Annotated in this window: 14 protein-coding genes; 5 read left to right on the top strand and 9 right to left on the bottom strand. The window is 44.0% G+C overall.

Annotation, left to right across the window (positions count from 1 at the left end; genetic code table 11):
• Positions 1-5: 5 nt before the first annotated feature.
• Positions 6-2489: an alpha-L-rhamnosidase C-terminal domain-containing protein gene (locus FO440_RS03360; RefSeq protein WP_144246810.1), complete on the bottom strand. Its 2484-nt coding sequence runs from the start codon at positions 2487-2489 to the stop codon at positions 6-8.
• A 334-nt stretch (positions 2490-2823) separates the two neighbouring features.
• Between FO440_RS03360 and FO440_RS03355 the strand changes: the two genes are divergently transcribed.
• Together FO440_RS03355 and FO440_RS03350 are read left to right on the top strand one after the other, a co-directional pair.
• Positions 2824-3012 (top strand): hypothetical protein, encoded by a 189-nt coding sequence (locus FO440_RS03355; RefSeq protein WP_144246809.1) that lies wholly within the window; start codon positions 2824-2826, stop codon positions 3010-3012.
• A gap of 71 nt (positions 3013-3083) precedes the next feature.
• Positions 3084-4478 (top strand): tetratricopeptide repeat protein, encoded by a 1395-nt coding sequence (locus FO440_RS03350; RefSeq protein WP_144246808.1) that lies wholly within the window; start codon positions 3084-3086, stop codon positions 4476-4478.
• A 41-nt stretch (positions 4479-4519) separates the two neighbouring features.
• On the opposite strand, the gene FO440_RS03345 is transcribed toward FO440_RS03350, so the two are convergent.
• On the bottom strand, positions 4520-6031 hold the full coding sequence (locus FO440_RS03345) for an alpha-L-fucosidase (protein WP_144246807.1): 1512 nt from the start codon (positions 6029-6031) through the stop codon (positions 4520-4522).
• Positions 6032-6188: 157 nt separating this feature from the next.
• Between FO440_RS03345 and FO440_RS03340 the strand changes: the two genes are divergently transcribed.
• The gene (locus FO440_RS03340) at positions 6189-7064 is read left to right on the top strand and encodes an AraC family transcriptional regulator (protein WP_144246806.1); all 876 of its coding nucleotides are present in this window, start codon (positions 6189-6191) and stop codon (positions 7062-7064) included.
• 12 nt (positions 7065-7076) lie between these two features.
• On the opposite strand, the gene FO440_RS03335 is transcribed toward FO440_RS03340, so the two are convergent.
• Positions 7077-7595, bottom strand: coding sequence for a hypothetical protein (locus FO440_RS03335; protein WP_144246805.1), 519 nt, complete (start codon positions 7593-7595; stop codon positions 7077-7079).
• Between the two features lie 88 nt (positions 7596-7683).
• On the opposite strand from FO440_RS03335, the gene rlmF reads away from it, so the two are divergent.
• Positions 7684-8637, top strand: a complete 954-nt coding sequence (gene rlmF / locus FO440_RS03330; protein ID WP_144246804.1) for a 23S rRNA (adenine(1618)-N(6))-methyltransferase RlmF — start codon at positions 7684-7686, stop codon at positions 8635-8637.
• Positions 8638-9080: 443 nt separating this feature from the next.
• Here the strand turns inward: rlmF and FO440_RS03325 are convergent, their stop codons facing one another.
• Genes FO440_RS03325 through FO440_RS03310 form a run of 4 tightly spaced genes read right to left on the bottom strand, consistent with a single transcriptional unit; the run spans position 9081 to position 16682 of the window.
• A complete protein-coding gene (locus tag FO440_RS03325) occupies positions 9081-10499 on the bottom strand; it encodes a rubredoxin domain-containing protein (protein WP_144246803.1) in 1419 nt (472 codons plus the stop codon).
• Positions 10499-14017, bottom strand: coding sequence for a nitrate reductase (locus FO440_RS03320; protein ID WP_144246802.1), 3519 nt, complete (start codon positions 14015-14017; stop codon positions 10499-10501). Before FO440_RS03320 ends, FO440_RS03325 begins: the two co-directional genes overlap by 1 nt.
• 11 nt (positions 14018-14028) lie before the next feature.
• Positions 14029-15324 carry an MFS transporter gene (locus tag FO440_RS03315; protein WP_144246801.1) on the bottom strand — a complete coding sequence of 432 codons (1296 nt, stop codon included), beginning with the start codon at positions 15322-15324 and terminating at the stop codon, positions 14029-14031.
• Positions 15325-15341: 17 nt separating this feature from the next.
• A complete protein-coding gene (locus FO440_RS03310) occupies positions 15342-16682 on the bottom strand; it encodes a hypothetical protein (RefSeq protein ID WP_144246800.1) in 1341 nt (446 codons plus the stop codon).
• Between the two features lie 449 nt (positions 16683-17131).
• Between FO440_RS03310 and FO440_RS03305 the strand changes: the two genes are divergently transcribed.
• Positions 17132-17824, top strand: a complete 693-nt coding sequence (locus FO440_RS03305; protein WP_144246799.1) for a Crp/Fnr family transcriptional regulator — start codon at positions 17132-17134, stop codon at positions 17822-17824.
• On the opposite strand, the gene nirD is transcribed toward FO440_RS03305, so the two are convergent.
• Both nirD and nirB read right to left on the bottom strand, forming a co-directional pair.
• Positions 17821-18165, bottom strand: a complete 345-nt coding sequence (gene nirD, locus FO440_RS03300) for a nitrite reductase small subunit NirD (RefSeq protein WP_144246798.1) — start codon at positions 18163-18165, stop codon at positions 17821-17823. The genes FO440_RS03305 and nirD overlap by 4 nt on opposite strands.
• A 25-nt stretch (positions 18166-18190) precedes the next feature.
• Positions 18191-20683 carry a nitrite reductase large subunit NirB gene (nirB, locus tag FO440_RS03295; RefSeq protein WP_144246797.1) on the bottom strand — a complete coding sequence of 831 codons (2493 nt, stop codon included), beginning with the start codon at positions 20681-20683 and terminating at the stop codon, positions 18191-18193.
• Positions 20684-20695 lie beyond the last annotated feature (12 nt).

Below are 20695 nucleotides of genomic sequence, written 5' to 3'. Positions count from 1 at the left end.
TGATCTTATTTAAAAAAGATGCCGCTTACGGCCGCGTTTTCGCCCCTTACCTGGTTGATCCTGATGCGGATGCTGCCCGAATAATTAAAAATTACGTATTTACCGCCTGTATAATTTTTTACCAATTGTACAGGCGCCAGCAGATTTTTAGTTTTCAGGTCAAAGATCTCAATAGCCGATCGTCGTTGTTTATTGTCCCAATCTAAAAAATATAAAGCCATCTGGTGCACCGAGTTGTCCGAGGCATGAAGATCCATCGTCATGGTTTGCAGGCAGGCCATCGGGTCTTGCGTTGCAATGGCACCTAAAGGTTTGTTTAAGCCTGCGGTATCTGTTAATGTACTGTTGGCGGCGGGCAGATCAGCATAAACATTTTTACCGCGTGTTAGTACCACCGAATCAACATAAGCGGGCAGTTTTTGCAGGTGCTTACCGGCTTTGAAATAGTTAAACAACATATAGCCCTCAGTGCCGTATTTACCGGTCCATTTGCCACCAGTCAGGCTATCCTGTTTAAATTGATTGATGACATATTTCCAGGGCAATTGCTTTGCTATAGACCGTTTAAATGCAGATTTGTAAGTAACCTTGAAATTATATTTGCCGGGTTTTAAATGTTCAAAAACGATATAGCCGTTTTCAATATGCTGGGTAAAAGATCTATTCCCGGTAGCTGCATTATTACTCCATACTATCACGCCATTCAGGCTGATCTTATCAACTGCATTTTTACCTGTGGGGATAGCAACTTTTTCGGCTACGGTACCTTGAGGTATGGTAATCGTAGAAATGCCTGATAGCTCATTAAAATCCGCAGAAATATTCCCGGATAAAGTAGGGGTTGCGCCTTTTACAGATGTAAGGCCACCACTTAAATGCGGAACGATCTGAAATGTCTTGAACCCCGGCGAGGTCGGTTTTATACCCAACAGTTCTTCAGACAACCACTTTACAACACCGGCGCTCCAGGGGTGGGTTAGGCTGGTGTAGCCGCATTGGTTATTTACAGGCGCGTCGTTTTTACCGAGGATCTGGTTCCAGCTTGGGCGGTACACTTCAAAAAACGTGGTGCCGCCATAGTTGATTTGCCCGCCCCAGCAATCTTTTATCGCGCTTATCGCATCGTCGTACTTATCCATTTTACCCAAAGCGCCAATGATAAAATAATTATTAAAAGGCGAGTAAGATATACGGTTTACTCTGTCGGTATAATTCTGTTTATAAAATGTTGTGTTTTCCTGTGCTGTGGTAAGTGTTGTATTGATCGCGTCTGCCGAAGCATGGAGGCCAAAATCATTTAGCCAGGTGCCTTTTTTTCTTTCCTCATCCATTTTAGTTTGGGTATACTGCAAGTATTTATCGGCCAGCTTTTCGTCGTCGGTTTGTTTTAGCAGGTTGCCAAACTCAAGCCAGGCTCTTATGGCAAGCATGGTATAAGCGTGCCGTGTTTCAGGGTTAGTAGGGTTTTCAAAACCTGCACCTAAACGCTCGTCCCAGCCGTAAAAGCCAAGATTGTTGGGGTTGTCAAAGTTTTTGTAGGCGTTGTCTAACTTTTGCGCGGCATTATCTGTGTAACCCTTTAAAAAAGTAATGTCGCCTGTATAGTTAACATAATCAATAACACTCAGCACCCAGTAAAGCGCGTAGCTGGCAATGCCATTATCTAATTTAGAGGTGTTTACCAAGTTCTTTTTTACAAAATCATAATTACCAAACGCCACCATCGACGCGGCTTGCGAGGGGTAAGCATCGCCCGTCCACGAAAAGCGGTCGCTTCGCTCCATCAGTATCGCCCCGAAGTAATCTTTCTGCAGGTTCAACTTTACGGTGTAGGCCCCGGTATACCAAATTTTAGTTAATTCAGGGTCGCTGCATGAAAAACTCCCGTTGTAGTTAACAGGTTTTATCTGGCAAACCAGGCGCAGGTTTTTGATATGCCATTTTTTTTGATGCGACAACACATGGATCCAGCCGAAGCGTACACCTTCATAAAGATCGGGGCTTAACTCTAAACGGTAGGTATGTCCGTATTTTACGGGCGGTAATGTCTTTACAGGATGGACCGCGCCGGTGTTTACAATGGCGGGTTCATTGTACTCGCTGATGCTCATGGTAACGCTGTCAGTAAGATCGTCCGAATCAAATTCCAGCCAGCCGGCATTGATTTGGCCAAAATCAAAACGGATCTCGCCTTTCCCGGTCACTTCAATACTGTTTTTAGATTTAAACTGCTGCATGTTAAAGCTCCGCGGATCAGAAACGGTCCACTTAACCGGGCGCAGCGGGTAGCTTTCCAGGCCGTCTGCAGCGGTCGTGTTTGCCCATCTCATACGGACAATAGGATCGGGTGAGAGTGCCACCGTCGCGCCTGTTGCATGGCCTGATACCGGCGGATATTTATTGACCTGCGCCTGCAGGATGAAGGGACGCGCCAGAATAAACGATGTGAAAATCGCGAAGCATAAAAATCTTAAAAAATTAATTTTCATAAACGTTTATTGGTTTGGCCCCGAATGTCATGATCCGTTTCGGATTAACTACGAACGGAAATTAGCATAATTGGTTTATAATAGCTAATGTACAATCCATTTGCTGTGTGTTTAGTATACGCGTTGCAGTTTTTTTTGTACTTTTTGATATTTTATAAAGCTGGATTTACGTGTGTTAAATTGGGATGCCGGGTAGTTTATTAGTTATTCATTTCAACGGCTGTGTTATTAAATTTCTTTCAAGGAAATATTTTATAAATTATTAGCTATCAGGTATATATATTGTGTACATTTAAGCTAATTAACCCTTATTTAACCCACAAAAATTATAACCATGGCTACTTCAAAAACTACGCTTGACAAAAATGTTTCTATGGGGCGTACAGCAACCGCTACAGCAGCGGTGCCTGACAAAAACATTTCTATGGGTAAATCAGATTCAGAAGCTGCAAACAGCGCCGAAGAAATAATCAACCCGCCATCGTCTGACGATACCAGCGACACAACGGCAACGCAAAACTAATTCGCCGTTATTGTTTTAGTTTAAAATAGATTTTACATAGTCCTGTAAGGGCTTAATACGTACTAACCTGTATGCTTAAAGGGATTGTTAGTGTATACCTGGTGATTTTTATTACGACGATTGCGGTTGCCCAAAAAATCACCATCCCTCAATTAAAAGCTCAGTTTGCGCAGCATGAAAACGATACTACAGGTGTTGACTTGTTGTTGCAGTTAAGCCGCCTGTCGCAGGCTATGCGGCCGGATAGTGCTTTGATCTATGCCCAGCAGGGGCTTGATCTGTCAAGGAAGCATTCTTTAAAAAGGGGCGAAGCCGATTGCATGAACCGGCTTGGTGTGGTACTATGGAAAAATGGTAAATATGACCGCGCGCTTTCATTTTTATTGGGATCATTAGCCATCAGGGAGGAGGCCAATGACCGCCTGGGTATGCTGAAAAGTTTAAGCGATATCGGAATCGTGTATTCCGACGAGATGGATAATACAAAGGCGTTGTCTTACCATTTCAGGGCTAAAACACTTGCTGAGCAGTTACATGAAAAACGACGGCTCGGCATTATCCTTTCAAACATTGGTAACTGCTATATCAAACTAAACAAGGTCGACTCCGCGCTTTATTATGTCATGCAGTCCTATGGCATCCAGCAAACTATCAATGATGTCAGCACTTTGCCCAATACGTTATCTATTCTTGGCGATATTAATTATAGTTTGGGGCATGAAGCGTTAGCGCTTGATTATTATCGCGTAAGCATAAACCTGGCCTTAAAAAATAACGACCAAAGCGGAGTTTCCGACACTTACAACAGCATAGGTAAACTGTATAAGCATAAAGGCATGGCCGATTCAAGTATCTACTATGCTACCAAAGGATTAAACGCGGCAAAGGCCGCCATGTATCCCGAAGGTATTTATAACGCCAGCAACCTGCTTACCAACGTTTACCAGGGCAAGGACGATCATTTTGAACTCTTTTACTTAAAGATTGCCCTGGCGGCTAAAGACAGCATGTTCAATGCCGAAAAAGTTAAGCAGATCCAAAAGCTGAGCTTTAACGAGGCGGCCCGGCAGGAAGAAATTGCCGAAGAAAAGCATCATGAAGAAGAAACAAGGATCATTAACCTGCAGCTGATAGGGATTGCCATATTTATACCTTTCTTTTTCCTGATGATATTGTTGCTTAACAAAAGCCGCACCCATCGTAAGGTGATCGATTTTATGAGCGTGCTTTCATTACTGCTTACGTTCGAGTTTATTAACCTGTTTATCCACCCGTTTGTGCTGCGCATAAGCAACCACCTGCCATTGCTCGAACTGGTCATACTTGTAGCGCTGGCCTCTGTATTAGTGCCCATGCACCATAAGCTTACACACTGGATGCGTGAAAAACTACAGCATATGCCCCATCTGCATCCCGAAAAGCCTAAAGATCCACCGGCAGAAGAAAAAAAAGAGCCCGCTAATTAACGGGCTCTTCAAGTTTAAAATATATCAGGGCTAACTATAAACTACTTCATGGCTATCTCTAAGCCTACAACGTTCCAGTTGGGTATGTTTGCCGGTTTGGTAATTACCAGCGCGTCGTCTTCCTGTACCCATTTTAGTTTTTGGGTGCTGCCCAGCATTGATACGCCGGTTATCTTTTTATCATTAAGTTTTGAGTTTTTACCTAATGAAGTAATGCGGATCTCAGATTGTGGCGGCTCCATGCAAAACGCGTACAGGTTATTGCCTTTGGTAGTAAAACGGATATCAGTTGGTTGGTAAGGGCGGGTATCGCTTATCCCGGAAAATGGCCCTTTTTGCAGGTTTTCTTTAATGGTTGATGGTCCCTCGCCATAGATCTTCCACGGACGTGTTCCGTAAATACCTTTACCGTTTGCAGGCATCCAGTCGGCAATTTCCTGTACTATCTTCAACACATCAGGTTCAAGGTCACCCTCAGGGGTTTGAACGATGTTGATCAGCAGGTTGCCGTTTTTGCTCACAATATCAACCAGCATCTGGATCACCTCGGTACCGGTTTTATATTTTTGCCCGGTTTGGTAAAACCAATCGCCTATTGAGGTATCTGTTTGCCATGGATATTGGTTGATGTTGTCCTGTACACCACGCTCCAGATCTTCAACCCAGGTACCGTTTGATGTTTGCTTACAGTTGTAAATAGCGGTTAACTGGCCATTGTTATGTGCGATGTTGCCGTTGTAAAAATTGGCAACCATGCTGCGGCCCACCTCGCCAAACGGAAAACCGCTATCAGAATAAAGCAGGTCGGGGTGGTAATTGTCAACCAGTTCTTTGATCTCGCCATACCACTCTTTGGCCCATTCCGGGTTTTTGCTTAGCCAGTCGTGATCATCAGGTGCGGCTTTTGGATGGTACAGGTCGGCATATTGAGGGTCGTTTCCATCATAAGGAACGTCTTTTAAATCGCCGGTTTTATCAGCTCTGTGCGCGGTTTGGAACCAGGTATAGCTGGCGCCCAAATGTTCAGACACGCCAAATTTAAGCCCTTCTTTTTGAGCCGCTTTTTGCCATGTGCCTACTACATCTTTATGCGGCCCCATGTTGTATGCGTTCCATTTATGCAGTTTTGATTTCCACAAAAAGAAATTATCGTGGTGGGTACCCATACTTACAAAGTATTTAGCGCCGGCTTTTTTATAAAGCGCCATCAGCTTTTCAGGATCCCATTTCTCAGCTTTCCACATCGGGATGATGTCCTTATAGCCAAATTTTGACGGCGGGCCGTAATGGGCCACGTGCCAAAGGTTTTGGCGGCTGCCTTGCTCATACATGTTACGAGCATACCAGTCGCCCTGGCGTGGTACGGCCTGCGGTCCCCAATGCGCCCAGATGCCAAACTTGGCATCTCTGAACCATTCAGGGTATTTGTATTGTTTCAGTGATTCTTCGGTGGGTTTGTAGGGTCCGGGGTTAATGGGCAGATCCTGCGCTTTTGCGGTCGAAAGGCTTACTGCGGCGGCCCCGGTTAAAATTAGCTTTAAGTATAGCTTCATAATGGTGTGGTTAGTTTTTTGATCCCGTTTGTTGTTAAGCGTAATTAATTGGTTAATCAAATAAAAGCGTTTTTAAATATTGGAGGATAAAAAAAGTATCCGTTTATTGCGGTATTTTACCTTTATATCAAACAATAAGGTTAAATTGTGAGTAATTATGAAACCCCAGCTGCTTAAAATACCTTACACGCCCGACCATTCTTTTGGCGTGCGTAAGGAAATGATGCCCAATATCAATAACAGGTGGCATTATCATCCCGAAATTGAGCTGATCCATTTTCATAAAGGGTCTGGAACACAGTTTGTGGGCGACCATATATCGCAGTTTGAACCGGGGGATGTGGTGTTGGTAGGCTGTAACCTGCCCCATTTCTGGAAGTATGATGATGTTTATTACCATGACCAGGAAAGCACAGGGGCATATTCTACCGTTATCCATTTCTTTGAAAACTTTGTTGGCGAACGATTTTTGCACCTGCCCGAAACCCGGCACATAAAAGCTTTGTTAGAAAGAGCGAAAAGGGGCGTATTGTTTAAGGGGGTAGTAGCCGCAAGGATCAGCAACCTGGTAGAAAATATATACCGGGCAGAAGGTATCAATCAAATTATAGCCTTAATTACCTGTTTATCTGAAATAGCGCTTTGCGAAGAACCGCGTCTGTTGTCGTCCATCGGTTTTAAATATGATTTCCCCGAATCAGAGAACAAGCGCATTAACGCCATCTATAATTATTCGTTCAATAACTTTCAGAAAAAGATAAAGCAAAGCGAGATTGCTGAAATTGCAGGCATGACCTCTAATTCGTTTTGCCGGTTCTTTAAAAACCATACGGGTAAAACCTACTCAGATTTTATTACCGAGATCCGCGTGGGTTATGCCTGCAAACTATTAATCTCCAATAAAATAAGCATTAAAGAGGTTTGTTATGAAAGCGGCTTTAACAGCTTTTCGTGCTTCCACGAGTTTTTTAAAAAGGTTACCGGTAAAACACCGCAGGTGTATCAAAAGGCATATAAGGACGGGAAGGTTTAATAGTTGCAACAATTAAAGATAACTTATATGATGGTCGTTTAGATATTTCAAGTATAGCTCATGGGCTTTTATGTATTTTCTATTCTTTTTTAATATGTTGTTAATAACATCACGAAATTGAATTGCCCTATATCCTTGACCAAAAACTAAGATGTTTGGATCAGATCGGTTACATTGGTTATTGATTTTTAACATTGAACTAAGCTTACCGTCTTTAAAAATTTCGATTGTAGTATAAAAGGGCGGCTCAATAGTAGTATAGGGTTCATATTTAAAAGTTCCTTTTAAATCAGCTAAATCACTTTCACTGAATGATCTGGATATTTTTTGCTTTTCAAGCGGTGTAAAATCAAGGGTATCAATAGATTTTAAATCGTAAAAGTTAGCGGTTAGTGTTTGTGATTTCAGGTCTATTTTAGCCCAATTCCATTCTTTAAACACAATTCGATACCTGCTCTCATCAAATTTTTCTTTTTGTCTGCATGAAGCAAGTAAAAAACATAAAATAATCGCCGGCAAGGATTTGTACATAGGTGTAAGGTTTAACAACACAAGGTAAAACAAATCAACTAAAAATCACACATCGCTATTTTTAATTAATAATGCCGACCTTCGCAAAATGACGCCAGAGAAGCCCGCCCCGAAAGATAACATGCATCCCCGTAACAACCATCGCGACGGTTATAATTTTAAACAGCTAACCAAAGCTACGCCCGAACTGAAAGAGTTTGTCGGCTTAAACGAATATGATACAGAGTCGATAGACTTTAGTGATCCGCTGGCGGTAAAAACATTAAACAAAGCTTTACTAAGGCAGTATTACGGGGTGCGCGACTGGGATATACCCGAAGGCTACTTATGCCCCCCAATTCCCGGCCGTGCTGACTATCTACATTACGTGGCCGATCTGCTGGCTGAAACTAACAGTGGCGAGATACCTAAAGGCAACCAAATTGAAGTGCTTGATATTGGTGTTGGGGCCAACCTGGTGTATCCGCTTATAGGTAACAGTGTGTACAACTGGAAATTTACCGGATCGGACATTGACCAGGCCGCTTTACAGAATGCCAATAAGATACTGTCTGCCAACAAAGAATTTCAAAGCCGCATTCAACTCAAAATGCAGCATGATTGGGGTAAAATATTTGACGGTATTATTAAACCCGGCGAACACTATGACCTAACCATATGCAACCCGCCTTTCCATGCTTCATTTAAAGATGCCAAAGAAGTAACTGCCACCAAATGGAAAAAGCTGGGTGTGATGACCAAACCAACGCTGCTTAATTTCGGCGGCCAGAAAAATGAATTGTGGACAAAAGGCGGCGAGGCCGGTTTTTTACGCCGGATGATAGAAGAAAGCGCCAAATTTGGTAAGCAGGTATTATGGTTTACCTCGCTGGTATCAAAAAAAGATACGCTGCCAACCACCTACAGCACCCTGCGCTGGGTAAAGGCAACAGATGTACGCACCATCAATATGGCGCACGGGCAAAAAAACTCGCGCATTATTGCCTGGACGTTTTTGTCGCCTGAGGAGCAATCTGCGTGGCGAGATAAATATTCGAAATAGATTTTGGGATGCCAACTTGCAAAGAGCATAATTCAAACATTTGTATATTAGTGTTATACGGCATACATGACTAAGTTCCATCGAAAAATAATTACTTTGATTTTTATAATAATTGGAGTTGTTATGTTTTCCTTAGCAATAATTAGTGTTGCACCAATTGACTGGTTGAATAATACAATAGGCACATGTGGTATCCTTATAATTTTGGCAGGCGCTATCTATTCCAAAAGCTTGTTCACAGGTATCGATAAACGTTACTATAACAACCCTAATAACAAAGAGTGGGAATCAGATTGATCAGTGATATTGTTTCATTTTGTTTCACTAATTTTTCTTAATTAGTTTATTTACAGTATTTTATCTCAAAATTTTGTTTCGCTTGTTTCATCTGTTTCACACTCACGTGAAACAAAACGTTACATTAGGGCAAATAGATTCTGAATTTACACAAGGCTAAACTCGGCCATTGGCGCATCACATACGGGGCAGGTGTAATCTTTCAGGGTTTCAAAATCGGTGCCCTGATCTATGTTATTTGCCGGGTCGCCATAAGTTTTATCGTAACGGGTAAGGCAACAGTTGCATTGATAAATAACCGCTTTTTCCTGTACGGCGGGATCATCAGGCAATGCAATTGCAGGCAATAAATTGCTTTTACCGTCAAAAAACTGATCACATAATGTGATTAAGCACTTCCCCAGATCGCGGGGTTTAACACTTTTTTTGTATATAACTTCATCTTTAAGGTTAGGGTTGAAATCGCGCGTATGCGAAATATCATATAAACCCGCCGCGCGCTTTTTCAATATAACTGATGCCTGCAAACCGGTTTTGGGCTGCGTTTTAATGGCGAAGGAAAGCTGGTAAGTGCGCAGGTCGGCATCTTCAAACCGGCGCACCAATTGTTGCTTTAATTCCAGTCCCTCGCTGCAGATATCTTCTATCTGCCAGTTAAGCTCGTTGGCCGCGTGGCGCACGTTAAGGCGGTGCTTGCTTAATATAGCCCCCCATTGGTTACGGTCGGCCTGTTCAATACCTTTAATGATGATAGATTTCCAGGGTGTAGTATAGATCTGCCCTATCCGCGTATTTAAACACAGCAGGCAAGCGTCTTTTAAAAATCTCAGCGAAAACAATTCGTCGCGGCGGTAAACGCCCAGCCAGTATTTGTTGCTGTACTTATTAAAACCCTCGTAATAGGGCAGGTAAAAATCGGGGAGTTTTAAAGGTTCGATCACCGGTTTAAAGGCAACGTTTACTTCCTTCAGCAAAGTGTTATAAAACAGGTCTTCGTCTATATCCAGCCTGTTGTAAAACAGTTCCTTTGCCCGCAAGATCACACCCTCGGCCGCTTTAGCCAAAGCCGGGATATCTTCCGAATAAACCAATACCGGGAGACAGTATAACTGGTCCGTCTTTGGAAAACGGATATACGTGAACCAGTAATTATTAGTGCTTGATGCGATAAAGTTAATGTTGCCGCTAAAAAAAGAAACAAACGTTTGGTTAGCGTCAACCAGGTTTACCTTTAACTGCGGCTGATGATCAAACTGGTCGAAAATATCCTTGTAAACTCCTTCGCGCAGCCAGCCTTCCTGGTGATTAAAGATGGTGTCTGCCACGTACGAGCTGATAATGTTGGGGTGCCGGTCTTCATCAACTTCATAGCTGATCTCTGATTTCAGCATATCCAGTTCCAGGTCCTCCAACCGGTCATCGGTAATGGTAAAATACAACTGCTGCCTGTTGCCGAACCGGATGTGTGCAGCGCCGGCGCTCTCCGCTATCAGCAGGATCTCATACAGGTCGCCGGCTGACACAAAGCCCCCCGGCAAATTGATCTTTATTAGGTGCGCCATCATTAAACTGCTTTAGCCATATTATCCAATGCTTCTTCCAGTAACCGTTTTACCTCGGGACGGCATGATCCGCAGCCCATACCCGCACCGCTGTTTGCACATAAATCTTTCAGGTTATGGCTGCCGTCTTCTATTTTCTTGCGGATATTCTCGCTGCCTACGTTGTTACAACTGCAAACCAGTTTGCCCAAAACCGGGTCGGCTTTATTGCCGCTGCGCAGCAGTTGCAGGCGTTTGTCGCTCAGTTCTGTTTTGTTGGCTATCAGGTCCCGAAATTCGAGGAACTCGCTTTTGTCGCCTATCAGTATGGCGCCTACAAGCCTGTCCTGGTGTATAATGCATTTCTTGTAGTACCGTTTGGCTTTGTCAGTAAATACTACCTCTTCATAGTTAACATCATCAGGGCATTCAGACAGGCCTATACTGCAGAGGTCAAACCCGTGGATCTTAATGATATTCATAAACAGGCTACCCTTGTAATAACTGGCTATATCGCCGTTCATGTAGGTAGCCACCACATGGGCTTGTTGCTCTGCGGCGGCGGTAATACCGTATAGTGTACCTTCAAACTCGGCTATTTCGCCAATGGCATAAATATCAGGGTCGCTGGTTTGTAAACGCTCATTAACAATTACCCCGCGCCGGGATTCCAGCCCGCAGGCTTTGGCTATCTCATGATTGGGCGTAGTGCCAATGGCCAGTATCATGGCATCACAGTTAATTTTGCGACCGCTTTTCAGGCCTATGCCGGTCAGTTTTGATCGACCGTAAAACAATTGGATCTCGTCGTCATAATAAATGTCGCAACCCTGATCAACCATTTCTTCGTGCAGCAGTTGGCTGCCCAATGCATCCAATTGGCGGTTCAGGAAACGCGAGGTACGCTGTATGATGGTCACTTTTTTACCTATCTCGCGTAAAGATGCAGCCATCTCCAGCCCTAATAAGCCGCCACCCACAATAACTACATGCCCATCCGGCGGGATGTGCTTTTTAAAGCTATCCGCGTCGTTACGGTTACGCATGGTAAAAATGCCAGGGAGCGAGGGCACGTGCCTGGGTATCGCGGCCCTGCTGCCCGTGGCTATCAACAAAACATCGTAAGAGTTTTTAACACCTCTCGAATCTAACACCTGCTTGTTTTCGCGGTCTATCTTTTCAATGCTTACGCCGCGCAGCATCTTTATTTTATATTCAGGTTCTTCCTCATCCTTCATCTTTACCAGCTGCTCCCATTGCTGCTCGCCACTGATGTAGTCGGGCAGCATTACCCGGTTATAGAACGGATAGTTTTCTTTACTGAAGATGGTGATCTCATCATCCTGGTTAAGTTCTCGGTATGATTTAACAAAACCGTAGGCACCGGCACCTGCGCCAATAACCACAATACGCTGAAAAGGCTTTTTAAACTTAACCACATTTACCGCGCAGAATTTGAAATCGGGTTCCTTTGATATCGGGTCTATCTTATCACTGGTAATATTATTGGCGCGGTTAAGGTCATTCCCCAGTATCTTGCCCCAATGCATGGGTAAAAACACAACACCCTGTTTTATTTGGGGCGATATTTTAGCCTTTACCTGTACCGACCCACGTTTTGACGTGATCACGGTGACATCGCCTTCATTGATATTTAACCTGCCTGCATCAACCGGGTTTATCTCTAAAAACGACTGGGCATAATGCTGGTTAAGCTTATTTACCTTGCCGGTTTTACTCATGGTATGCCACTGGTCGCGGATACGGCCGGTAGTAAGGATAAATGGAAAATCGGTATCGGGCTTTTCGCTGGTAAGCGTATCCGGCACCGGGTGGATGATCGCTTTTTGCGAAGGGGTATAAAACTTCCTGTCGGTAAATAAGCGGGGCGTGCCTTTAGGCGGGCTCTTCTTTTTGTAGGGCCACTGCACCGTTTTATGCTCCTTTAACAGTTCATAACTTAAGCCGCTGATGTCGATATTGGTTTTAGCCGTTAGGCGCGCATGTTCGGCGTAAATGGCGGCATTGTTTTCAAAATCGAACCCTTTGTAACCCATTTTTCGCGCGAAGCGACAAATAATCTCGGCGTCAGGCAAAGCCTCGCCCGGCGCGTCAAGTACTTTGTTAAGGTAGCTGATACGGCGCTCTGAATTGGTCATGGTGCCTTCCTTCTCGGCCCAGGCAGCGGCAGGCAGTATCACATCGGCAAAAGCCAGGCTTTCAGATTTATTGGTGATCTCTTGCACCACAACAAATTTGGCTTTCTTTAAAGCATCCTCAACCAAGCGCACATTGGGCATACTGGTTAGGGGGTTGGTGCAGAGGATCCATATCGCCTTTAACCTTCCGTCATTTAAAGCGGCAAACATTTCTGTGGCAGACAGGCCCGGCTTTGGGCTGATGGTAGTGCCGCCCCAAAACTTTTGTACCTCCTCGCGGTGTTGCGGGTTACCCAGATCGCGGTGAGCAGGCAATAAATTGGCCAATCCGCCAACTTCGCGGCCGCCCATGGCGTTGGGTTGACCGGTTAGTGATAATGGCCCTGATCCCGGTTTACCGATATGCCCGGTAATCAGGTTAAGGTTGATCAGGCTCAGGTTTTTATTTACGCCTATGGCACTTTGGTTCAGGCCCATGGTCCACATGGCGATATAGCCCTTTGCCTCGCCTATATATTTTGCCGCAAGGCGAATATCCGCCTCGTTAACACCACAGATCTCCGCGGCTTCGCTCACTGATTTTTCAAATACCAGTTTGCTGTAAGCGTCAAAGCCTTCGGCATGGTTGGTTGTAAAATCAAGGTCGATATCCCCGTTCTCGATCAGCACACGGCCAATAGCATGGTTAAGGGTAATATCCGTGCCCGGGTTTAATTGCAGGTACAGGTCGGCAACGCTAACGGTGTCGGTAACACGCGGATCAACTACAATTATTTTTACGTTTGGGTTGGCGGCCTTGTGTGCCTCAACGCGTCGCCATAAAATAGGATGGCACCAGGCCGGGTTGGCACCGGTTACGTAAAAGCAATCGGCCAGCTCAATATCTTCATAACAAAGCGGTACGCTATCCTCACCTAAAGCCAGCTTATAGGCGGCAACCGCACTGCTCATGCATAAACGCGAGTTAGTATCGATGTTATTACTGCCGATAAACCCTTTCATGAGTTTATTGATCACATAATACTCCTCGGTGAGGCATTGCCCGGATGCATAAAACGCTACCGAATCCGGTCCATACTTATCAATAAATGTTTTAAAGACCGCAGCGGTGCGGTCAAGCGCATCGTCCCAGCTAACACGCTGCATGGGCATGCTTTTGTTATACCGCATTTGCGGGTAAAGCAGTCTGTCGGTTTTGTCATTAACGGTATGGTGCAGGTTAAGACCCTTACTGCAAAGCGCGCCCTTATTTACAGGGTGATCTTTATTGCCTTCAAGGGTTACCGAACCATTTTTTTCTTTGTGCAAAAGCACACCACAACCAACCCCGCAATAACAGCAGGTGGTGCTTAGTTGGTTGGTGGCGTGCCTTGGTTTTGACATGTCTTAACCGATTATAAGGCCCCGGCCAGTTTGCTGCTTTCTAATTTCTCATCAACTGCAGGCTGTTTCTGAAAACGGGTGATCAGCACAATTACTGAAACCACCATCACTGTATAACCTATATAAGTAAAAGCCTGTACGTAGGTAATAGAAGTTGATTTGAACAGGAAACCAAACAGCATGCCGCCCAAATTACCGCCTGCGCCAACAATGCCGCTTACCAGCCCCACATTTTTTGCATTAACAAAAGGCACTATGCCGTACGTAGCACCATTTGACATTTTTAAGAATAACGCAAAGGTTAACATACAGGTAATGGCCATAAACAATGAACCTGCCTGCGCGAACAATATCAAGCCACATCCTTCTAATAATAATACTCCGGCAAGTAATAGGCCCTTACCGCGCATGCCGAATTTTTTACCCACTTTGTCTGATGCTATACCGCCTAATGCACGGGCAAACAAATTCATAAAACCAAATACGCCTGCCCAGAAACCGGCAGCGCTTTGGTTAAGATGAAATGTATCTACAAAGTGTAATGATGCAACGTTATCAAAAGTCAGTTCCATACCAAAGCACATAGCGTAGGCCATGGTGAGTGCCAAGATACGCCAGTCGGCCAGTACCGACCAGTCTGTTTTTGTGGCTTGTGCTTTGGTGTAGCCTATCTCGTCGTAGTTACCTTCAGGGGTGTCTTTGGTATATTTAAAATACAAGAACGCTATGATCAGCATCATTACACCAGGAACGATCATGGCATAGCGCCAGGCCTCGGCCTTGGTATAGCCAAAGCCCACTATGATCGCGAATATTAAAGGCATAACCATATTGGTTACCCCGCCGCCCAGGTTGCCCCAGCCGCCGGTTACCGCGTTTGCCGTGCCTTTAATGTTAGGGGCAAACATCATGGATGTATGGAACTGGGTAATTACAAACGATGCCCCGATCACACCTATCGCGAGGCGAAACAATAGGAACGATGTGTAATCATGTGCCAATCCCACCAGGAACACTGGCATTGAGCCGATGAGTAATAGCCTGATAGCGGTTTTACGCGGCCCCCAGGTATCGCAAAGCTTGCCTATTAGCAGTCGGGCTATAATAGTTGCCGCTACAGAGGCGATGATGGTATTGCCAACCTGAGCCTTCGTTAAGTGCAGTTCGGCACGGATGGTAGGCATCAGCGGTGCCAGGCCAAACCATCCGAAAAAGCACACAAAGAACATAAGCCAGGTGGTATGGAAAGTGCGCATTTGCACACCTTTTAATGAAAATATGTTGAGTTTGGTAAGTTGATTTTTCATGATTTTTTCCTTTAAGATCATTTTCCAAAAGTGTAAAAGAAAGTTGCCCTGTAAACTAATACGTGGCTATCAGGTATGTAACCGGTTGTGGATGGATCGCGCTGATCCTTATATTGTATGAACCAGATGTTGGGTGCAAAATGCACGCTTTTGTTTGGTGTAAAATCTAAACCGGCTGTAACAAAATGCTCTTTTGTGTATGGGCTATATGCCGGTAGGTTAGTATTGATGGTGTAAATATCCGCCGCGTTAAAGCTATTGTCTGGATTGTAGCCATCATACCGGGCAAAAAAGCCAAGCTTATCCTTAGTTATTGCGCCATGGGTATAAACCGAGATGGCGTTCACCGTTGCATTTGCAACAGAAGCGGCGGTTTTATTGGTTACACCATTTTTTATTTGCTGTGTATATGCCTCAACGCCAAAAGTGATTTTTGGCGTAGTGTATGCTGCAAATCCTTTAACCATATTACGGGCCTGCTGGCCAATGGTTCCTGCACTGCTTGCGGTTTGCATGTAATCTGCATACAGGTCGAAAATTAATTTTTGATCCAGGAATTTAGCATACACATCACCATAAAATGCTTTAAAAAAGCCCGTGTTGGCATTCGCGGCAGATAGTAAGCTGGCCTGGGTATTATCACCAACCATTACATTATATCCAAAGTTTTTAGTGGCCGGGTCAAAGGTTCCCTGTAAAGCTGCGCCAAAATCATAAGGATTGTTTCTGTGAACATCGGCAACTGTTTTTTCTATAAAGCGGTACCCCCATATTTTTTCGGTTAACAAGGGCCAGCCGGGGGTCCACATTTGGCCAATTACAAAATCTGTTCCCTTAAAGATGTTCTTCCATCGTAAGTTTATTATTTTAATATAGAAGGCCATTTTGTTGTCGGCCAGGTTATCGCCATTGGATACAATCGTGGTGCCGGATACGGCGGTATTGGCATTGGGCTCTGACGCAAGTATAAGCTCTACAGAAAACTTACGGTCAATATCATAGTCATATCCTAAATAGATGCGCCTGAACTGGAACGCGTTCCTGTAGGTAGGTACACCGTTATAATTGGTTTCTGCGCCCCGGTTGCCGGCGTCGGCATGGGCATTATAGTAAAAATCGCCAAATGCGTATCCCCAAAGACGTCTTATGGGTTTCCAGGTGGTGTCTGTTGCTGCAGGCTTTACGGTTGTGGTCTCATCTAATAAGGAGGGGTTGGTCTTTCTATTGGTATTTGCATCGGCATAAGTTGGCGGGGAAGCCGCACTTATTATTTGCGCATTTAACTTTTTGGTTAAAAAGCATGACGAAAACAATAGAATTAACGCAACTATACGTTGATTTAATTGATTTTTATACATTTGATTAGTTTTTGAGTTGTTAAAGCGATAAAACTACTTGGCCTTGTTTGGGAATGCGACCTCCCGGCAAGGCTTTTTTTATATTTTCTTAATTATTTTTCTCCATATTTTTTGTTTTTCAAATTAGTTGCTGTTTGTTTAGGATAAATATATTTAATTTAATGTAATATTTGATTTTTACTTTGAATTTTGAGTGATTTTTATGATTTATATAATTGATTATTCAGTTTATTGATAAATATTAAAATATAAGATGATATAAAATGTGATTAATATGATTTTACTAAAAAATAACTGCTGATTTTTTCATTAAATTGTTATATTTTATCAATTATTATATTAAATACAATCAAAAAATTACTTAATTGTGCTAAATGTTATAAATATCATGATGTAAATCAGTATAAAATTGGGTAATATTGTGTTATTAACTGATTTTATTAGATCAAATGAAAAAAGTAGCTATAATTGACGAAGAGAAAACCTGTTTTTTGTGCAAAAACTGCCTTAAGGAGTGGATTCCGGCAATTTTGGCACATAAAAAGAACTACAAAGTAAAAAAGGGAGAGATTATTTTCAAGGAAGGCGATCCTGTAAAGGGAATTTTCTTTGTAAATAATGGAATTGTAAAAGTGCATAAACGCTGGGGTGCAGATAAAGAACTTATTTTACGTTTTGCCAGCGAGGGAATGGTATTTGGCCACCGCGCTTTAGGTGGCGATGGTGTGTATTCTATATCTGCCACCGCTATCCAGGCGGGTATTGTAAGCTACGTGGATATGGAGTTTTTTGAAACAACACTAAAAGTAAACACCGATTTTGCCTATAAGCTTTTAATGTTCTTGGCTTATGACCTGCGGGTGTCTGAACGGAAAACTCGTAATGTGGCGCACATGCCGGTAAAGGGGCGGGTGGCCGAAGCGCTGATCATGTTAAAAGACCAATTTGGCCTAACCGACGACGGTTATATTAATATTGAACTGAGCCGCCAGGATCTAGCCTCGTTCTCGGGCGCTACTTATGAAACCGTGTTCCGGGTTATTAACGAACTGATCAGTGAAAATCTGTTGGTGCTTTCAGGCAAAAGGATCTCGATAGCAAACTTCGAGAAGCTTTCAAAGCTAACAGAAGACGCTGCTTAAATGCTTATAAATACTTTTCCGTTTTCAACCCGTATCCCATACGTTTTAATTGACAATTCTTCATTAGTTAAACACTGTCCGCTTAAAAGCGAAAAGGTGTTTTTATGAAACGGGCAGGCTACTTTTGGTTCACAGTTTTCGCCTGTGCTGCCAATCATTCCTCTTGATAATACCATTTGTTGTTTATGGGGGCAGAGATTTTGCGTTGCAAACCACTCGCCCCGGCGCGTAAAATTAAAAACCGCAATTTGTTCATCGCCTAACTTTACGCAGGCGCCGCCGTTTTCGGGCACATCGTCAACGTAGCAGGCCAGTACCCAGTTATCTATTAATGTTTCCATGTGTTTGTCTGTTTAAATAATAAGGTTACCATTTTGCTTTTACCTGCTCGCGCATCGGTTCAAATTGTACTGAAGGGTCTTTTTCTTCGGGCGCGTTTACAAAATGTGTAAAGCGTTTGCGCAGGGCGGGGTCTTCAATAACTTCCTTCCATTCGCAGTGATAGGTATTTACCAAGGCCTGCATTTCTTCTTCCAATTGGCCGCAAATGCCTAAACTATCATTGATCACCACATTTTTTAAATAGGCTAATCCGCCATCCATTTTATTTAGCCATGTAGCTGTGCGCGATAATGGCTCGGCGGTTTTAATATAAAACATCAGGAACCTGTCCAGGTATTTAACCAAAGTTTCTTTGTCAATATCTGTCGCGAACAGCTCGGCATGCTGCGGTTTTGAGCCGCCATTACCGCATACATATAGGTTCCAGCCCTTTTCGGTAGCAATAACACCAAAGTCTTTTGATTTTGCCTCTGCGCATTCGCGGATGCAGCCGCTTACACCGCCCTTTAATTTATGCGGCGCACGGATACCTTTATACCTATCCTCAATTTCAATAGCGAACGATACACTGTCATGCAACCCAAACCTGCACCAGGTACTGCCGACACAGCTTTTTACCGTGCGCAAAGCCTTGCCATAAGCGTGGCCACTTTCAAAACCGGCTTCAATAAGTTGCTCCCAAATATCGGGCAGATCATTTAAATGCGCCCCGAAAAGATCTATCCGCTGGCCGCCGGTAATTTTGGTGTATAAACCGTATTGCTTAGCCACCTGCCCAATCACAATCAGCTTATCCGGGGTGATCTCGCCACCCGGAATGCGTGGCACTACAGAATATGTGCCGCCCTTTTGAATATTCGCCAAAAAGCGATCATTACTATCCTGGATAGTATCTTGTTTAACAATAACATCGTTCCAAAGGCTTGACAGTATACTTGCCACTGCAGGTTTGCACACCTCGCAACCATCGCCGTGGCCAAAGTGATCAAGTACCAGATCGTAATTTTTTATATTATTGATTTTGACCAAGTCATAAAGCTCCTGGCGGGAGTATTCAAAATGCTCGCATAATACGTTTTTAATATATTGCCCGTTGGCTTTCATGGTGCCGGCTATTAGGTCCTTTACCAACGGCACGCAGCCCCCGCAACCGGTGCCGGCTTTAGTGCATTTTTTTATGCCGTTAATATCGGTTATGCCTAAATCAGTAACAGATGAACAAATGGTAGCCTTATTAACCGCCTCGCATGAGCAGATCAGTGCATCGTCAGGCAGGCTCATGATGCCTGCGCCTTCGCTCTCTGCGCCGCCTCTTGAGCCTAAGATCAGGTCTTCCGGGTTAGGAGGCAATACCAGTTTGTTATTAACGGTTTGCAGTAGCATATTATAGGCATCCGCATCGCCAATTAAAATGCCACCCAACAGGTATTGGCCGTCTATGGTAATGTTAATACGTTTGTAAATACCTTTGTGGGTATCCTCAAAAACAATGGTGCGGCAATCAGGCTCGGTAATAAACGCGTCGCCAAAGCTGGCAACATCAACGCCTATTAGTTTGAGCTTTGTGCTCATGTCATAGGGGTAAAACAGTTTACTGCCCCCGGTTAATTGCGATACCACAATATCGGCCATTTCATAGCCGGGCGCTACAAGGCCGTATATCATGCCTTCGTATAAGGCGCATTCGCCAATGGCAAAAATACTTTCGTCGCTGGTTTGCATTTTGTCGTTAACCATAATGCCGCCGCGTGTGCCAACCTGCAGGCCGGCAAGTTTGGCTATTTCATCGCGCGGACGGATGCCCGCTGATATAACCAGCATGTCGACAGGCAATAAACTTTCGTCGTTAAAATGCAGCGCGTCTATTTTGTGCGTGCCGCCTATATATGATGTGCTTTTATTTAAATGCACGTTCAGTCCAAGCTCTTTTAATTTTGATTGCAGCATACCGCTGCCTGCCGAGTCGATCTGCCTTGGCATTAAGCGCGGCGCAAATTCAATTACGTGTGTATCTTCAATGCCCAGGTCTATTAATGCCTTGGCGGCTTCAAGACCCAATAGGCCACCTCCCATTACCGCGCCGGTTTTGGCATTAGCGGCATAGGCTTTTATCAGTTCCAGATCTTCTATAGTGCGATAAACAAAAACGCCGTCTTTCTCTATCCCGGGAATATCCGGAACAAACGCTGATGAACCTGTAGCCAGTACCAAATAATCATATTGTATGCTGACACCTAATAATGAATGAACGGTTTTTGTGGTGCGGTTTATTTCCTGTACGGGATCACCAAGGCGCAGCATAATACCTTGCTCATCATACCACTCGCGGGTTGACATGGACAGGTCATCTGCCGATTTTCCATTAAAATATTCACTCAAGTGTACGCGATCATAAGCCTGGCGTGGCTCCTCGCCAAATACGATTATGTTGAACCCTGACGATTTGGATACAAGCTTTTCGCAAAACTTGTATCCAACCATGCCATTGCCAACTACTATAATGGTAGGTTTTATCATGACGTTTTTGTT

Source organism: Mucilaginibacter corticis (assembly GCF_007558865.1).
GTDB lineage: Bacteria > Bacteroidota > Bacteroidia > Sphingobacteriales > Sphingobacteriaceae > Mucilaginibacter > Mucilaginibacter corticis.
This window is presented reverse-complemented; position numbering and strand designations above follow the sequence as displayed.

Excerpts from the sequence above, each read along its gene's own strand:
- FO440_RS03360 (WP_144246810.1), bottom strand. The coding sequence starts at position 2,489 with ATGAAAATTAATTTTTTAAGATTTTTATGCTTCGCGATTTTCACATCG.
- FO440_RS03355 (WP_144246809.1), top strand. The coding sequence starts at position 2,824 with ATGGCTACTTCAAAAACTACGCTTGACAAAAATGTTTCTATGGGGCGT.
- FO440_RS03350 (WP_144246808.1), top strand. The coding sequence starts at position 3,084 with ATGCTTAAAGGGATTGTTAGTGTATACCTGGTGATTTTTATTACGACG.
- FO440_RS03345 (WP_144246807.1), bottom strand. The coding sequence starts at position 6,031 with ATGAAGCTATACTTAAAGCTAATTTTAACCGGGGCCGCCGCAGTAAGC.
- FO440_RS03340 (WP_144246806.1), top strand. The coding sequence starts at position 6,189 with ATGAAACCCCAGCTGCTTAAAATACCTTACACGCCCGACCATTCTTTT.
- FO440_RS03335 (WP_144246805.1), bottom strand. The coding sequence starts at position 7,595 with ATGTACAAATCCTTGCCGGCGATTATTTTATGTTTTTTACTTGCTTCA.
- rlmF (WP_144246804.1), top strand. The coding sequence starts at position 7,684 with ATGACGCCAGAGAAGCCCGCCCCGAAAGATAACATGCATCCCCGTAAC.
- FO440_RS03325 (WP_144246803.1), bottom strand. The coding sequence starts at position 10,499 with ATGATGGCGCACCTAATAAAGATCAATTTGCCGGGGGGCTTTGTGTCA.
- FO440_RS03320 (WP_144246802.1), bottom strand. The coding sequence starts at position 14,017 with ATGTCAAAACCAAGGCACGCCACCAACCAACTAAGCACCACCTGCTGT.
- FO440_RS03315 (WP_144246801.1), bottom strand. The coding sequence starts at position 15,324 with ATGAAAAATCAACTTACCAAACTCAACATATTTTCATTAAAAGGTGTG.
- FO440_RS03310 (WP_144246800.1), bottom strand. The coding sequence starts at position 16,682 with ATGTATAAAAATCAATTAAATCAACGTATAGTTGCGTTAATTCTATTG.
- FO440_RS03305 (WP_144246799.1), top strand. The coding sequence starts at position 17,132 with ATGAAAAAAGTAGCTATAATTGACGAAGAGAAAACCTGTTTTTTGTGC.
- nirD (WP_144246798.1), bottom strand. The coding sequence starts at position 18,165 with ATGGAAACATTAATAGATAACTGGGTACTGGCCTGCTACGTTGACGAT.
- nirB (WP_144246797.1), bottom strand. The coding sequence starts at position 20,683 with ATGATAAAACCTACCATTATAGTAGTTGGCAATGGCATGGTTGGATAC.